General features: G+C 32.2%; 25 protein-coding genes. All 25 read right to left on the bottom strand.

The genetic code is table 11. The features are described from left to right. Positions 1-136: 136 nt before the first annotated feature. A complete protein-coding gene (locus QZZ11_RS05205) occupies positions 137-337 on the bottom strand; it encodes a hypothetical protein (RefSeq protein ID WP_292474195.1) in 201 nt (66 codons plus the stop codon). 5 nt (positions 338-342) lie between these two features. After that, complete coding sequence (locus QZZ11_RS05210; protein WP_292474197.1) at positions 343-972, bottom strand: hypothetical protein; 630 nt, start codon at positions 970-972, stop codon at positions 343-345. Beyond that, positions 973-2,289: an Ig-like domain-containing protein gene (locus tag QZZ11_RS05215; RefSeq protein ID WP_292474198.1), complete on the bottom strand. Its 1,317-nt coding sequence runs from the start codon at positions 2,287-2,289 to the stop codon at positions 973-975. A gap of 43 nt (positions 2,290-2,332) precedes the next feature. Further along, complete coding sequence (locus QZZ11_RS05220; protein WP_292474200.1) at positions 2,333-3,493, bottom strand: Ig-like domain repeat protein; 1,161 nt, start codon at positions 3,491-3,493, stop codon at positions 2,333-2,335. 43 nt (positions 3,494-3,536) lie between these two features. Continuing rightward, complete coding sequence (locus QZZ11_RS05225; RefSeq protein ID WP_292474202.1) at positions 3,537-4,598, bottom strand: hypothetical protein; 1,062 nt, start codon at positions 4,596-4,598, stop codon at positions 3,537-3,539. A gap of 224 nt (positions 4,599-4,822) precedes the next feature. Further along, a complete protein-coding gene (locus QZZ11_RS05230) occupies positions 4,823-5,041 on the bottom strand; it encodes a hypothetical protein (RefSeq protein WP_292474203.1) in 219 nt (72 codons plus the stop codon). Then, complete coding sequence (locus QZZ11_RS05235; protein WP_292474205.1) at positions 5,028-5,360, bottom strand: hypothetical protein; 333 nt, start codon at positions 5,358-5,360, stop codon at positions 5,028-5,030. The genes QZZ11_RS05230 and QZZ11_RS05235 overlap by 14 nt, the downstream gene beginning before the upstream one ends. Before the next feature lie 7 nt (positions 5,361-5,367). Then, positions 5,368-7,089 carry a hypothetical protein gene (locus QZZ11_RS05240; protein WP_292474206.1) on the bottom strand — a complete coding sequence of 574 codons (1,722 nt, stop codon included), beginning with the start codon at positions 7,087-7,089 and terminating at the stop codon, positions 5,368-5,370. Positions 7,090-7,110: 21 nt separating this feature from the next. Continuing rightward, on the bottom strand, positions 7,111-8,607 hold the full coding sequence (locus QZZ11_RS05245; protein ID WP_292474208.1) for a hypothetical protein: 1,497 nt from the start codon (positions 8,605-8,607) through the stop codon (positions 7,111-7,113). Positions 8,608-8,612: 5 nt separating this feature from the next. Continuing rightward, the gene (locus QZZ11_RS05250) at positions 8,613-10,046 is read right to left on the bottom strand and encodes a phage terminase large subunit (protein WP_292474209.1); all 1,434 of its coding nucleotides are present in this window, start codon (positions 10,044-10,046) and stop codon (positions 8,613-8,615) included. Then, the gene (locus QZZ11_RS05255; RefSeq protein WP_292474211.1) at positions 10,037-10,639 is read right to left on the bottom strand and encodes a hypothetical protein; all 603 of its coding nucleotides are present in this window, start codon (positions 10,637-10,639) and stop codon (positions 10,037-10,039) included. Before QZZ11_RS05255 ends, QZZ11_RS05250 begins: the two co-directional genes overlap by 10 nt. 230 nt (positions 10,640-10,869) lie before the next feature. Continuing rightward, complete coding sequence (locus QZZ11_RS05260; protein WP_292474213.1) at positions 10,870-11,229, bottom strand: hypothetical protein; 360 nt, start codon at positions 11,227-11,229, stop codon at positions 10,870-10,872. Beyond that, positions 11,216-11,464, bottom strand: coding sequence for a hypothetical protein (locus tag QZZ11_RS05265; protein ID WP_292474215.1), 249 nt, complete (start codon positions 11,462-11,464; stop codon positions 11,216-11,218). Before QZZ11_RS05265 ends, QZZ11_RS05260 begins: the two co-directional genes overlap by 14 nt. Next, positions 11,461-11,802 (bottom strand): hypothetical protein, encoded by a 342-nt coding sequence (locus tag QZZ11_RS05270; protein ID WP_292474217.1) that lies wholly within the window; start codon positions 11,800-11,802, stop codon positions 11,461-11,463. The genes QZZ11_RS05265 and QZZ11_RS05270 overlap by 4 nt, the downstream gene beginning before the upstream one ends. Then, positions 11,799-11,987 carry a hypothetical protein gene (locus QZZ11_RS05275; protein ID WP_292474219.1) on the bottom strand — a complete coding sequence of 63 codons (189 nt, stop codon included), beginning with the start codon at positions 11,985-11,987 and terminating at the stop codon, positions 11,799-11,801. The genes QZZ11_RS05270 and QZZ11_RS05275 overlap by 4 nt, the downstream gene beginning before the upstream one ends. Positions 11,988-11,991: 4 nt before the next feature. Then, entirely contained in the window at positions 11,992-12,198 is a 207-nt protein-coding gene (locus tag QZZ11_RS05280; RefSeq protein ID WP_292474221.1) for a hypothetical protein, read from the bottom strand. Between the two features lie 586 nt (positions 12,199-12,784). After that, on the bottom strand, positions 12,785-12,988 hold the full coding sequence (locus QZZ11_RS05285) for a TFIIB-type zinc ribbon-containing protein (protein WP_292474223.1): 204 nt from the start codon (positions 12,986-12,988) through the stop codon (positions 12,785-12,787). Positions 12,989-13,150: 162 nt separating this feature from the next. Then, positions 13,151-13,510, bottom strand: a complete 360-nt coding sequence (locus tag QZZ11_RS05290) for a hypothetical protein (protein WP_292474225.1) — start codon at positions 13,508-13,510, stop codon at positions 13,151-13,153. 49 nt (positions 13,511-13,559) lie between these two features. Continuing rightward, the gene (locus QZZ11_RS05295; RefSeq protein WP_292474227.1) at positions 13,560-13,964 is read right to left on the bottom strand and encodes a hypothetical protein; all 405 of its coding nucleotides are present in this window, start codon (positions 13,962-13,964) and stop codon (positions 13,560-13,562) included. Next, positions 13,961-14,266, bottom strand: a complete 306-nt coding sequence (locus QZZ11_RS05300) for a hypothetical protein (protein WP_292474228.1) — start codon at positions 14,264-14,266, stop codon at positions 13,961-13,963. The genes QZZ11_RS05295 and QZZ11_RS05300 overlap by 4 nt, the downstream gene beginning before the upstream one ends. Positions 14,267-14,271: 5 nt before the next feature. Beyond that, positions 14,272-14,421: a hypothetical protein gene (locus QZZ11_RS05305; RefSeq protein ID WP_292474230.1), complete on the bottom strand. Its 150-nt coding sequence runs from the start codon at positions 14,419-14,421 to the stop codon at positions 14,272-14,274. Next, entirely contained in the window at positions 14,387-14,695 is a 309-nt protein-coding gene (locus QZZ11_RS05310; protein ID WP_292474232.1) for a hypothetical protein, read from the bottom strand. Before QZZ11_RS05310 ends, QZZ11_RS05305 begins: the two co-directional genes overlap by 35 nt. Before the next feature lie 2 nt (positions 14,696-14,697). Beyond that, positions 14,698-14,910: a hypothetical protein gene (locus tag QZZ11_RS05315; protein ID WP_292474233.1), complete on the bottom strand. Its 213-nt coding sequence runs from the start codon at positions 14,908-14,910 to the stop codon at positions 14,698-14,700. After that, entirely contained in the window at positions 14,900-15,142 is a 243-nt protein-coding gene (locus QZZ11_RS05320; RefSeq protein WP_292474235.1) for a hypothetical protein, read from the bottom strand. Before QZZ11_RS05320 ends, QZZ11_RS05315 begins: the two co-directional genes overlap by 11 nt. Next, on the bottom strand, positions 15,139-15,825 hold the full coding sequence (locus tag QZZ11_RS05325; RefSeq protein WP_292474236.1) for an ERF family protein: 687 nt from the start codon (positions 15,823-15,825) through the stop codon (positions 15,139-15,141). Before QZZ11_RS05325 ends, QZZ11_RS05320 begins: the two co-directional genes overlap by 4 nt. Positions 15,826-15,839 lie beyond the last annotated feature (14 nt).

Consider the following 15,839-nt stretch of genomic DNA (forward strand, 5'->3'; position numbering starts at 1 on the left):
TTTCCCATCCTTTTTCATCCAGCATAGTTGTGAATTCTGTTTCTAATTCTGGGAAATAATTGCATATTTAATGTCTGTGGTGATTGAAATGTTTATATTATGTCCTATCCATCCAGCCATGCAATCACTACTCTTTTTACTTCGTAATGTGTCCAAGAATTGCAGAAATAACTAAGTAAAATAAAATTACGAATGCCCACCATACTATTCCAGTAAATCCAAGTAGGTTTGCGAATGCTGTTCCTACTATTATGGTTATTATGAATGGTATTAAAAATATGAAACATATTAATGCACATATTCCTGCAAAACCTAATCCTATAAGAAAATCAAACATTTTTGTTACTCCTCACTATATGCCGTTTCAAATTCACCAAGCCAATAATTAATATCATACTCAGAATTCGCTAAAACTGTATCAGTTTCGATATGAATACCACTCAAAGTATACATAAAATAACTGAAATACCATGTACCTATAAATACGTATGGTTGTTCATTAGAAACAGGCACTCTTGATATTGGTTCATCTAAATTGTCTGTAAACTCAAGAGTTTCATCATCCATAATTATTTCTGCTGTATAATCTCTTAATATAATTTCAAAATGATGAGTTTCATCATAACCTATATTTAAATCTATATATGAACCTCCGTCGTTTCCAATAACCATTATTCTCATTCTAATATCGTTTTGATTTACATAATAAAATGTTAATTCAATGATAGGTGTATCGAATCCAATTAAACAGACTAAATTTACAGCACCATTCGTCCTAATATCTTGATAATTTGGCATCGCATACACGAGTTCCTCAAATGAAGGTATAATTAAATCAAAAGACACAGAAGAATCAACAAGAGAAATAGGATGTGGTAATACAGAATGTAAAGGTATATTGAATGGATTTACAAATATAAATCCATTGTTTCCATCCCATCGAATTTCTCTAAAATCATAGTTGAAAGCCATTTATTCCACACTCCATGTATCATACTCATTATATTGAGGTTGTTCATAATAACCTGTATTTATCCAATCTTCTGGTTCTGTTGAGTCATAAATATACTTTCTGTGTACTCTAATGTAATCGGATTCTGGGTTTTCTCTTGAATCTTCATAAATTCCTTCTTCAGTAGCATCAACCCATACAGGATATATATAAATTTCTGAAACATCTGGATAATTCTCATAAATGTCATATATCGGAAAATATATACCTCCCAAACTAGTGGTAATTCCTGTCTGTTGGGAATAACCTTCTTCTGGAATAGAATAATACCACTCTAACTCTCCAGATTGTACTTCGTCACCATTTTCATCATATACTGTAACATATATGTAAAGGTCACCATCTTCTTCGTTCCACCGAGCAACTGGTCTTTCTTCACTATTAGAATCATAGGTTACACCATTTACCATCTCATAAGCAATATCGCTTATTTGAATTATTGATGGATTCACTATTATTGGTATTTCGAGCAAAGCACTTTCAAGAATATTATTTCCTTCATAATTTAAGGTAATAACTTGTTCATTTGCCAATTCAGAAGGAATTTCATATCCAAAAAGAAAAGAACCATTTGTGTTTGTACTAATAGTGTCAATTAAACTTCCATTATAATCATACACGTTAAAAGATAATGCTCCTACAGAACCATGTAATCCGTTATCATTTGCATAAGTCAAATACCCATGTATTTCGATGATTTCATCTATTTTTCCTACAATCATTCCTTCATCATTAGTAACATCATCGTTTGTGTTTGTAATTTCTTGTATGTCAAAAATCATTTCTAATTTGGTTACTGTGACATTTAGATGATTACTGGTTGATGTGTTGTATTCAATTCCACTATCTTCATAAATTACATATAAATCATGAGTTCCTGCAACATTAGAAGTATAACTTATAGATGTGGTTGTGTTTGTAACAGGTATGGTTTGAACTAATGAATTTCCATCATACAATTTTAAACTTCCTCTTGACAAAGAAGTATTTCCATCATTTTCCTTAACTATTGCAGTAATAGTTAAACTTTCACCTACTGGTATTTGTGAATTTCCACTTAACGTAGTTGTTGTATTGCATTTTAGCATTTCAAGAGTACCAATTCCTTCTGCATAACTGTAATGGTTATTTTCTTGGTATGCTCCGTTTATTTGGTATGTATTTCCTGGAATTAAGTTTGAACGAGAGTATCCTTGAGAATAGTTCAATGTACTTGTACTTGATTTTCCATTAGAAACTGTAGATGTTGCAGTTGCTATGATAGGTTTTCCAGCCAATGGTTTCACCTCCATTAGAAGTGATTAAGAATAGGATTTAATCCTATTCTATTTCATAATTGACTGTACCTTCATCAACTAATGCAGAGTTTTCATCAGTTATGGTTGCACCGAGAGTAATTTCATCTCCAAGTTCAGCTTTAACTGAATCTACAACAATAGTTACTCCTTTACGTACTGTAATTACTCCATTAGTTGCCATTACGCTACCTTGGTAATTTACGTTTTCAACATAGGTTGCTGTGAAACTGATTGTGCCAGATGCGTTGCTTGGAATTTCGTATTGGATTGTTGCTTCTCCACTATTTCCAACAGTTGCACTTTGTGGAGTTCCTTCACCTACAGTTATGTTTACTGTACCATCAATAATAGCACTATTGTTAGGGTCAGTTACACGAATAGTAACTGGTACTGTTGCTCCTTTGTTTCCAGATACATTGACTGCTGTAAGGGTTGTAGGAGTTCTTACTGTTAATGTAGCTGTTCCTTCTGCTGGGTCGTAGGTATCGTTTTGTAAGTAAGCTACTTTGATTGCGTGTCCACCAACAACTGCGTTGTTTGCTACTTCGTAACTGAAGGATACACTTCCACCTACAACATTTACTGGTTCTCCAGATAATGTGTTGTCAATGTATAATTGTGCTTGACCTGTTGATACATTATCACCATCTGCATCGGTAACTGTAGCTGTAATTGTAGCAGTTGTTCCTCTGTTTGCAGATAAGTTTTCTACAACAACGTTTGTTCCTTCACGTATGGATAATACTCCTGCTGCACTTGTACTTGCACCGTATGTCAAGGTTTCAATAAATATTGCTGTAATTTCAGTACCATCTTCGGTGTTTGATGGAATTTCATATTGTAATGTTGCAATACCGTTGGATACGTTTACTGGTGAACCGATGTTTACTCCACCTAGTTGGAATTGTACTGTACCTTCATTTACATTTTCTGTTGTGTGATGTTTTACAGTTGCTGAAAATGTTGCAGTTTCTCCTATGGATGCTAATACATTACTTACTGTGGTTACTGTTGGTATTCTTACTTCAAGTGTGTTGTAGCCTTCTGCATTTACGTAATTATCGTTTTCTTGGTATACTCCGTAGAGTGTGTGACTTCCTGGTGTTGTGTCTCCTGGTATGGTATATGTTGTACTTGCTACTCCGTTTTCTACTGTTGCTGTTCCTATTTGGGTTCTAGTCATATTATCGTCTCCTTATTATTTTTTTAAATTGTTGTTGTGTTTGTTAATCTTCTAAGTAAAATGTTATTGTTCCATCATGATTATCTCCGTACGGATCAATAATTTCTGCTTCAATATTTATTGTTTCATCAAGTTCACCATGAATTGGTGAAATTTCTACTTTTAATTCATTAGTATCAAATTCTAGTACTTTATTCATTAATTCTACTAATACAATGTTCAGAAAATCTACAAGACAATAAACGCTGTTACTGTACTCTGATTTTCCTTCAGGTATATCTAGATAGAAATAGAATAGGTCTAGTTGTCCATAAATTGTATCATATGAATCAGTTACGGTATCCGGTAAAACAAAGTTATGTTTTTTACCATTTGCTGCACTGAACTGGAATAGAACATCACTGTATTGCGTAGTGTTTAGTTCCTCATATGCTTTGTTTATGATTACTTTGTCTAGTGACATGTGTGATAATGTTATGAGTTCATCATCTTTTAATCTGTACTTGAGGGTGTTGTTTTCTTTGTTATTGTAGTAATCGTGGTTTTGATGAGTGTTATGATAGTTTGTTTTAATGGGTAGTGTTATGATTGTTTTGTCTGATGTTTTTTTGAGGTCATACTTGTTATGTTTTGGGTATGGTTTTGGTGGTCTGTGATGATTTTGTAGTTCATCTCTTAGTTCCATGTTGGCTTTTTCAATTACTCTCATCATTATTTGGTTCATGAATTCATTGAAGTATTTGTTGATGACTTGTAGTCCTTCTTCATAATCTCTGTAATGGTCTACATCATGATAGAGTAAACCGTTCAGGTCTGTTTTGTAGATTTTTTTTGCTGGTACTGTGATGGTGTTTTGTTCTTCATCTTTGAATATTACTTTGGTTACGTGTGTGACTCTTGTTTGGTTTTCGTTGAGTCGTAGGTGCATTTCCTTGATGCTTGCTTCTGCTATTCTTTTGTTGTCACCATCTGGTTTTTTTAGGTATATTCTGTGGTTGAGTGTATTGTTGATGTATATTCGTTGGTTGAATTTGCTTCTTAGTTTGCTGGTTCCTTCGAATTTGGCTATTATTGTTTCGTTTATTCTGTTGATTGTTATCGTCAATTCGTTTTCACCTCCAAATCGTGGGTGATATCTTGTTTTAAAACTAGTTTAAGTTTAGTTTTTCATGTGAAAATTAGTTAATACTATATTATGGGTGGTGAATTGAAGTGTTCCATGGTGGAACACTATGGTTAAACAAAGACAAAATTTTGAGAATATAATTCATGTATCCTCAATATACTATGTAACGATTATAGAAAAAAATTGTCAAAAATAGTTGGTGGTTAAATATATCCTTCAATTATTTCTCTTAAGGGAGATTCATTGACATACCAATGTATCTCTTTATCGGTATCACTAAGTAAATCTGGACGATCAGTTGCATATACACCAGAGACAGTAACACAACAATATATCATATCTTCAAGTAACCATAATGGTACTTCTCTTGTTTCATCATCAGGAACTTCTTCTAAATACTTACGTGGATTACGATTTATCATCAATATTCCTCCTTTTATTCATCAGAGACAAATATTTTATTGTAGGATCATAATACTTTTCTTCATGCATTTTTTCAAAAAAATCTATATCTAATGGATTTTCCCCCCCCATTTTAACATACCATCTTCCTAAATCCGCATCAGAATCACAGAACAACTTTTTTTTAATTGAATCAATTTTTTCAGTTTGATCTTCTATCTTATGATTTTCTGCTAAAAAATCATCTAACTCGTTTAACCATTCACATTCAATAGGAAAATCTTCTAAAAACTGTAATTTTCTTTTTTGATATTCCCTTAACTTCAACATCATAGTCATTTAAATATCACTCCAACAAAACCCTATCTGTTTCTATGCCCATTTTATTCAAATAATATATATACTGTTTGCTAACTTTTTCATTTCTTTCTTTCCTAAATTTATTGTGATATTCTTGAATAAGTCTTCTTCTATCAGAATCCAATTTTATTTTCCAATGTCGAGGACTAATTTTTTTATATTCTTCTTCAAGTAATTTATATTCTTCATTTATTATTTTATTAACTCTATCTATATTATCATAATATTCTTCATTAAAAACATTAAATATTTTATCCATATGTTCTTTGATTTCTTTTGCCTCATTTTTTGATAAATTAATTGATTTCATGAACCATACTTCACCATACATATTTGAAACTAAAACATAATTTACTTCAGGATTGGTTAATAAGTGATAAACATCTTGTCCACTAGGTGCGGATAATCCATAAGTATGTTTATAATGTTGATGAATAGATAAAACAGTTCCACTAATCCACCCACCATATAGAATACGCCCTCGTTCAGGGATACCTTTTATTTCTTTTGAAACCCTACCTGAAATATAATCATAAATTTTAGCATACTCCACAGTTTTCCCCTTGTATTCATTATAAAAATCTTTTATAAACTTAAATGTATGTTTTTTAAATTCTTTTGGTAAAAAGTATTTTTGATGGGTGTGTTTTTTGGATTCTTTATTTAATTTTTTTTCATCTTGTTCTATTACTGAATAATCAAGAACTTCATAAGTATCTTTATTATTCATCATTTGAATAATATTCTTATTTATTTCTTTTTGTTTCTTATTTAAAGTATTTTGTGATTTGATCTTTTCTGATTTCTTTTTATAATATTCATTTAATTTTTCATGTGGTTTGTATCCTTTGGGGTCGTTGGTGAAGCTTAGTGTGCATAGGCAGTTTGCACTGTTACTTGCACTACAAGTCCAGTCTCCAGGGTAATCCACATAATCAATATCACCAGTTTTATCATTTATTACGATAAACTTTTCTTCTAGTTTTACTTTTTGTCCGTCAGTAAGATTATGTCGTGTCTTAGGATTAGGATGTTGATCCCAAACTTTGAATGTTGGTTTGTATTTGTCATCTAGTAATCGTGCCTTCTGCCATAGCACACGATTTGTCTTATTTTTTTCTAATCGTTTATTTTCACGTATAATCTGTTTACGGTACTTTTCTAGTTTTTCTTGTAACTTCTTGTTCTTCTTGATATCAGGGATATCTATTAATCCTTCTTTTTCTATTGCTTTATTCAATTGATTTATTGTTCGTTCAAGTGTTTGTTCATGTTGTGCTGTTAAGTCAATTGTCGTTTCACGAAGTATCCTGTCTAGGTCAACGTTTAATTGCATGTTATGGGTAATTCTTTTATCATTACGAATTTGCCTAGTGTCATTTAATAATCTTTGATAGTTGATTTCGTACATGCGTTGATGTCTTCTTTGACGTCGTTTCATATCATTTACCATTGCCATTTGTATTAGCATGTTGGTATATGTTGGATGTTCGCTAGCAAATTCGGGGAAGTACATTTCTACGAATTGTTGATAAAAATAGTAATTTGCAAAATGAGAAGGATTTTGGAGGAGATAGTATAACATTTCATTACTTAATTCTTTGTTCATGTAATGAGTCATGGGGTCATGACTCGCCTTGGCAGTGTAAAGGTAGTCTACTAGTTTTCTGACTTTCTTTTTGTTCCATTTGTGTTTTAATATTATCAAACAGTATCACCCCACCCATGTTTATTCTGTGGTGATATGGTTCATGGTGATACCTGTTTCATCACGAAGGTATTCATTCAAATCATCAATAACCTGATTATACTTGTTTTCCTGTTCAATGTTTTCTTTTGTGTCACCTAGTGTATGTCCATTGTAGAAACGCATTTGCATTAATTCATCATCTGGGTCAATGTTTTCTTGAATATCTATTTGTGGATATATATCTGCAACAAGTTCTAATGTATTACCTAATGTTAGAATACCATTATTAAATCCTTTCAGAATATTATCTAATTTTGTAGCAGTATTATCTACAAATTCTGGAGTAGATATGGTTAAGTTACTTTTTACTTTCAAGAACTTATTATTAAACAAGTTCAATGGACTTTTATAGAACATTTGATTCGGTCTAACCTCATGAGTAGCATAAGTTTCAAGTATCTTCTCAGACTGATTACTGTTCATACTTTCCTTGTTTTCCATGAGCATTAATCGTTGTGGAGGAACCCTGTAACTTTTGTAGATACTTTTTTTATTTGCTTCTTCTAATCCTTCAAGGTACTGGTAATTGTTATCAGTTAATGCTTGATATTGCATTGTTACTCCACGTTCATCGTTATCTGTGGTGAGATATGCAAACATTGTTCCACCATTTGTTTGATCCATATATTCCTCAAGGTAATGGTCAATACGTTTTTCATCAGGGTTTTCTGGATCAGGTAGTAGTGGTGGTCCTTCAAATAATAATATTCCAGCAGGCACATTTCCTCTTCTTATCTTAGCAAGATTCATTTTCTTGATTGCTATGTTAGTGTAAATTTTCTCAGATACACTTTCCCACTTAGGTATGTCATAAAACATGTCTTCCTGACAACCTCCAAACCATAAACACCAGTTCATATTATGATAATCTAATTCTTCAAGGATTTCATCATCACAATATTTTTCTAGTAAGGAGTAGTCTTTTCCCACTATCTTTAGTAGTACTTGGTTGCCATTGTTGTCACGGTGTTCTACAAAGTAGAATTCATATTCTTTTCCTGTTACTTCACTTATGAATTTTTGTACTAGTATTCCGTTGATGGTTGTTACTGGTATTTGTTGTAGTTCGTATGTATCATGGGGTTTGTGTTCTATGATTTCACATGAACCGAATCCTGCATATGCATGTTCTAGTAATGAGTAGTATAGTTGTATTTTGTTTTCATTGTTGTTCCACATTCTGTTGATTTTGTCTATTTCTTTTTCATCTGCTTCTTTGTCTTCTAGTCCGAAGTCGTTGAGTATGATGTCTTTGATGTATGTTTCTATTACTGCGTTGAGGTCATCACATCGGTGGTATACGTATCTGCATATGTCTACGGGTATTATTGGTTGGATGTATATACTGTTTTTATCGTGTTTCGTGGTGGTTGGTGCTTGTGTGAGTGTCAGGTATTCTTCTAGTCTTTGTTGGTATTCTGTTGCTTCGGGTAGGTAATCTACTCCTTCTTCTTTTTCTGTTGTTTCTATCTTCATATTTTTTATGCCTCGGCTTTATTGTTTCTGTTATAGTATTCTTCTACGCTGAATAGCTTATTTATCTCGTTATATGCTAATGTGCAACTGTCCAGGTAGTCTGGGCTTTTATGTTTTTTCATGATTTTCTTGTCTGGGTGAACATACATGAATTGGTTTTGTAATAAGTGCTTGTTGGGTATGTTATTTCTTATTTGTACATATCCTTGTCTTATTCCATATGCTAGTGGTCTTGCTCTTTCGTACTTGTTTTTATGAACTGGTTTGAGTTTTACTGTGAATGGGTATTGGTCTTGTATTTTTCGTAGCACTCTTTTGTAATGTTTTAGTGCGTCTTTTCCGTAGCTTCCTGGTTCTCCTTCGAATATTATTCTGTTGAGGTTTACTTTTTGTTTGCATGTTAGTATGAATTCTATTAGGTTGTCTTCGAATGTTGATTCGTTGACGTGTATGTTGTCGTCTAGTATTACTCTTCCATCTTTTTGTAGTAGTTCTAGTGTCATGCTGGTATAGTCTCTTCCTTCTCCAGCTACATCTATACCAACTATACTGAATACCGTGTCTTTGTAGTTGTAAGTGTTTATGTTGCATTCGCTGTTACTTAATTGTTCTCGTGTGAGTAGTAGTCCTTCGTTTGGTACGTAGTCCCAGTCACCAAATCTCATGAATGCTTGTTGTACTGGACTCATCTCAGATAGTCGTTTATCATATGCTAATCGGTCAACGTAGGGATTCATCATAAGGTTTAACTGATAATGTTTATGCGGACTTTCCGGGTCTATGAAGTTTTTTCTTAGCCAGTCTACTCCGGGACCAAAACTTGGGTTACTGTTTAGGATATATGTTTCAGGAATGTAATCAAAACCATTCCATGGCCTGATACTACGGGGTAAAAATTCAAGAATATCTCCTGGTATTTCACTTGCTTCTTCCACGAAAATAATATGATAACTGGTTCCTCTTATCTTATCCATCTGATCTTCACGGTCACAGTACCCATAGTATATACGTGCACCATTAGGTGCTTCAAAGTACATTTCAGTTTTATTTTCACGACAAGCATATTTACCTAAACGTCGTTTATCTAATAACCAGTTACGTAGTTTATCTACTGCTCCACCAGAGGATACTACTTGTTTATATGTATTTCTTAGTATGATTGATCTATAATTAGGGTACATGAGGTAACGTGCAGCCATGATTGCTATCATCTGACTTTTACCACTAAATGCTCCACCAGATATTAATTTATAATCAGGGTATTTCTGTTCACATTCATCAAGTAATATCATCATTTGTTCAAAGTAGGGTTCTACTTTATGATTAGGATATTTCTTGCTTCCTTTTGGAATGTAAGGGTTTCGTAGTATTTCATATGCGTATGTTGATTCTTGTAGTGGCGTGATTGTCTTGTTTAGTTCTGTGTAATTTATTTGCAATCTTTGTCACCATCTTTTATGTTTTCTGCTGGGTGTTGTATTTCCGTACTTCCTTGCATTCTGGCCATTGTGATTTTGTTATGTGCTTCTTCGTTGTTTAGTATTGTTTCTATGTATTCTGATGCTTCATCATTTGGTTCTTCGTCTGGTGTCATTTTGTGTCCTGTTATTGTGTAGTATCTGTTCATTGTTATTTGTGCACTTTCTTCTGTTTTTTTTAGTGTGTTGCTTATGGTGCTGCTTTGTAGTGTTTTGTTGTTGAATCTTTCTTGCTGGTCGTCTATTAAATCTATTTCAAGGTGTGTTGATTTTATTGCTAGTTGTAATTGTGACCAGTTTAAATCTAGGAATATTCCTTCTTGTTTTTTGAGTCTTTTGTTTCGTACGTGTTCTAGGTAATTTTGTCCTCGGGGTATCCAATCGTTTTTTGAGGATAGTTTTGTGATTTTGCTGTAACTGTATTGGTTTTTTTGGCTGAATTTTTCTAAGGTGATTGTTGGGTCGTCGAGTAGTTCGTGGTAATATAATTCTAGTATATCATATCCTCTTTCGTGTTTTCGTTTGTGGTAGTCATATTTGTCCACATGTCTCATCTCTCCTTTATTGTTTCATTTTCTTTCATTTTCTTTCATTTTTGATACCTAGTCTCCGCCTTGGTATGTGGGGTTTAAAAAAAATAGTTTGTTCCCCTTTTTTTGAACATTGTTTATTGTTGTCAGATAAATTACGGGGTTTTAGTTTTTTTGTTTGAACAATGATTATTTTTTTTGTTTATTGTTGTTTATTGTTTGTTTAGTTTATATTGTGTTTTGAACATGTTGTGTTATATGAATTTTATTATCTCAATTAGTAATGCTGCTCCGACTCCTGTTCCTAATGCCATGAGTATTTGTTTGTATATTTCTAGTCTTTTAGATATTGTTCTTATTTCTTCTCCGTGTTTGGTAGCTACTTCTTTGAGTCTGTCAATGCATTGTATTTTTTGTTCAACTACTTGTTGTCTTTGTGTTAGTTCGATGAGTGTTTTGTTTTGTTCATTTTGTCCTTGTTGCATTATCTGTAATGTTTTCATTAGTTCTTTGAAATTTTCTTTTTGAGCATTTTCAAGGTGGTCTAATCTGTATAATATTATCAGGTAATCTTTGTATTCTTCTTCGTCATGTTTAGTTTCATTGCACATCATCTCTGACCCCACGTAGTATGTTTTGTTCTAGTATTTCTGATTCTTTTTCTGTCATGTTTTTGGTGTTTAGGAACGTTAATAGTCCACTGATGATGCTGGTTACTGCTCCGAATAGAAGTGTTATTGCTATATTATTTTCGGGAAATAAACATGTTACAAGTATTGTTCCTATTAATGCTATTGTTCCAAGTAATCCTACTTCTTTAATTATGAGTTCTTGCATTTTCTCGTTCATAGGTAGTATTCCTCCTCTTCTAGTCTGTTTTGATTGTAGTCTATTATTAGGTTGTCTCTGCTTGGTTGGTAAATTATGAGATCTTCAACACCCAAGTAGTTTTTGAGTATTCTTAAGTTTTTGTAGGTGAGTATTGAGTTGTTGGTGTCTTGTCCTGTGATGATTATTGTATGAGTGATATGGTCTATGTTTATCTGTGATTGTTTTGATTGTGTTAGTTGTGCTATTATCTGTGTTACATTTCCTAGTAATTCATTATAATCTTGGTTGGTTTCTTCTGTGTAATTATTATTGTTAATTAGTTCTTGGAATGTTGTGAATGAGTCTTCATTTATCATTGTTCTAGCTCCATTGTGAGTTTTCCTATCATGAATTCCAATTGAGTAAGGGTATTATCATAATGTTTATACTCCTCAGAATACCTGTTTTCACATGTGTCATCCCTGTAATTTTTATACATATGATATAATTCTTTGGTTTTTTTAATCATCTCTTCTGTGTAGTCTTTTGTTATGTTTTTCATATTTTTATTCCCCTTGTATTTGTTCTAGTATTTGGTCTCTTTCAAGTTTTAATATGTTTATTTGTTCTTCTGCATCTTCCCTGATGGATAGTGCAGCTATTTGTTGTCTTATTTCCATTAGTCTATGTTCATAATAATTCATAATAAAGTCACTCCATAAGAATCTAGGTATTGGAAATTGATCTTTATACCAATTTGCTGATAATGTCATTATAATCACAGCATTAAAAAAAAAAAATAGTTTATATTGATTGGTGTTGTGGGGAATTGAACCCCATAGTTATAATTTTTTTTACAAGACACTTTCATAACTTAAAATTTTTTGTTCCTTTCAACACCACAAAAAAAAATAAAGTTATATGAAGTATAATATTATCCTTTTATGAGATGTAACGTTTTATTAGTATTCTTCCATAGGATTTCTCATTGAATATTATATCATTTTTATTGTTCGTATATTTACTTTTACACATCCAATGGTGCAAAGATTTTTCCCAAAGGTCACATATTAAACATCAAGTTTTTGATAACAACTTTACTATATATTTTTTGAGGAGTCTATGCCATTTATTTAATAGGTACTGCTTAAAACATTTAATCCTATGTGTAATATTCTAGACAAATTTTCATCTCTTATTAAAAAAAGGATGATATAACTCTTCCCGTTGATTTTAGTTAATATATTATTATTTTTTTTTGATGGAGAAAAAATTAAATCTTAACCGGATCTGATTAGGTGGGAGGATTACCTTCTAAGGTAATATTACTCACATCAATATAATGTGCCTCCCATATTATTATTCTTTTATACTTTTTTTAATTTTTATAACATTAGGATATATTATCCCATATTCTGGTGGAGCTTTGAGTACTAATCCACACTTACGACAGGTTGTTTCCATTTTTTTGTAATCATATTTTGTTTTTAGTCTCGTCTTACAATTCGGACATAAAATGATTATTTTATATTTATGATTATCAACTTTGGGATTTGTACTCATTCTCTCCACCACCAATATTTTTTTTTGGTGATTTAAAAGTTTCTTATAATATTCATTAAAAGACAATTTACGATTTCTATGTGGGGGGGACGTAGTAGATGATAAAATATTACGGAAAAAAATATTGTGTCCCTCAATATACTATGTAACGATTTTGACTTTTCATAAAAGCCCATATTTTTTCATTTCATTATGAACTTTCTTCTCTTCCTCAAGTGGATCATCAAGCATATGTTCACCCAGATTACCCGTACCAAGAGTGGTATATGTAAACCATGATAATACCTCCTTGTATTTTTTACGCCATCTTCGGATACGTTCACGACCATGTTCCTGATCACTATACTGTCTACAATCAGCACAACAATACTTCTGTGCACTACTCATGGGATTAAACAATTTTCCACAAGCTTGACACGGCTTTGGCTGGTACACATATAATCTTTTGATAATCTTATCATCTTTTGATATCCCCGTAATTTTATTGTTTTTGTTCACATGAAACTTTGTCTGAACATCCATTTTTAACACAAACTTGTCTAACACACATTCCTTATTCCAAGTTTTCTAATTATTTTCCATTATATATTAATTCCTTGTACTGTAAGAATTTCAGTCTTAACTGATATTCACAAGTATGTATACATGCTTTGAGGATACTAATCTGTTTTTCAATGCTTAATAATTGCAACTTACTTTCTTTTAAGTCATTATGGGCATGTTCTTTTGCTTCTGTAGCTTTGAATTTTTTAAGATACTGTTCTTTAAGAATTAAAAACTGATTCTCATACTCTAATGATGTTTTGTCTAATTCATACTCTTTTTCTAAGAGCAAATATTTATAAGATTCATACATTGCTATTAGATTTATTATTGTAGGTTTCGGATTAGACCAACCATCAAATTCTATTTTTTCATGGTATTCGGGGTTTAATTTCTGAAATTTTTCAAATAATTCTTTGTCTTTTGTTATCATATTACTTCACGCTCCCTTTCATATATTATTCCTAACTCTTCAATTACTTCTTCATGCCCTCTTTTAATGCATTCCAGGTATGCTTCATTTTTTGAGATAATTTCCCCATAACTACGATCAGGGTAATGTGTATCATAGTACATTAAAACATAAAATCCAGGATACCTTCTCCCAGGATACTTAGTTAATCCTATTCTACAATTCAAGTTAACATAATCAGGAACATTTTCCTGAGTAAGATTATCTTTGAATTGACAATTAGAGAGTAATTCATCATTTTCATCAAATACTGGAATATTCATAATCTTTATCCTCCCATACTAATAGTTACAAGTAACCATATAATGAACTCTAAAAGACCAATTACTATACAAATTACTAAAATAATTATTAAACCAACACAAAGATAAGCAGTGATTGTATCAACTGCTTCTTCCATTTCCTTTAACGATTTCATAGCGTAACTCTCCATAATATAAACCCATATCTTCTATTATTTCTTCATCAGATTTTCTTAAGTATTCATGCAAAGCATGTTTTTCTAACAAACCCACATCTACGATAGGATATTTCTTCTTGAAATCTTTGATTCGGTTCTTGTTAGCATATTTCAAATGTGTGAACATTTTTCTATTCACCAATGGTGGTACAGTAGTATCCATATACTTATACCAGTCCATAATCAAATACCTTATTTCATCAACAATACTCTTAATAACATTTCCAAACATTCCTATTTCACTCCTTTAGAAAACCATTCAAATATCGTGTCATCAGTTACAATAGCATCCACTGATTCTACTTCACGTAACTTCTTACTAACATCATACATATCCAGTACTGTTTCTTTACTGAAATCTATCATTGCAAGCATCCTAATAACACTTGTAATAATAAACTCTCTCTCTTCCCAACGCTCCTTCTGAGATAATCTTTCATTCATCATCCACCAACTCCAAAAGTACCAAATCAGCATAAAAGGTAGTTGGACTGTCAAGGATAGCTCTGATTACATCTTTTCTCTGAGATTCTTTAGTCATACGAACATCAGGTAATTCATCCTCCTCATCAAAACTTATATGAGTATAATTTATTTGAAAGAATTTATGAGGATGTTCTGATTCCTCATTAAATTCATTTATTGTTATTTTTCGTTCTTTTACTCTTTTGCAACTCATGTTTTGTTCACCTTGTCTGCTGTTTTAAATCGTACATGTTGACTGCATGCATTGTATTCCTGTTCATTTTTGCACATACGTTTGATTGTGCGTCGTGCCTTATCCCATGTGAATGGTACTGGTTCACCTTCTGATGTATGTTCTGCTATGAAGTTGTAGGCATCATCAATAATTTGTGTTACTCGTTCTGCTGTTACTTCATCATTGTCATGTTGTTCCTGGACTGGTTGTACTGGACTGTATTGTGTATTCTTCTTTGGAGATTTATGTGATGACTTTTTGGGTACATTATTAGTACTTGTTTTTTGTTGGTTTCGGTTGTCAATCTCATCCGGTACGGCAATTTCAAATACCTGGATATACAGGTATCTTTGTGCATATGTTTGACAACGTCCTATATCCTGCATGTACTTTCCTGCATCACCTACATTTACTGGTGCAACTGGGATGGTAGATACATCTGTACTACCATCTTCTAAGTCTTTTAATGTTAATTCCATAATGTTTTGTTCGGGTTTCCAGTCAAATTTGGACCTCATTTTAAACTTCTTGCATACTTCCCTGACAATGGGGAAGATGTCTTTGACTTCCATATAGTTATATTTTTGATAATTGTTTCGTCCACTTTGCTGGATTTCTTTGAAACAATTCTTTGCTTCTTCAATTTTTAGATCTATTCCCATAATTCATCAAACCC

Origin of the sequence: Methanosphaera sp. (genome assembly GCF_016282985.1) — an archaeon.
In the GTDB taxonomy this organism is placed as follows: domain Archaea; phylum Methanobacteriota; class Methanobacteria; order Methanobacteriales; family Methanobacteriaceae; genus Methanosphaera.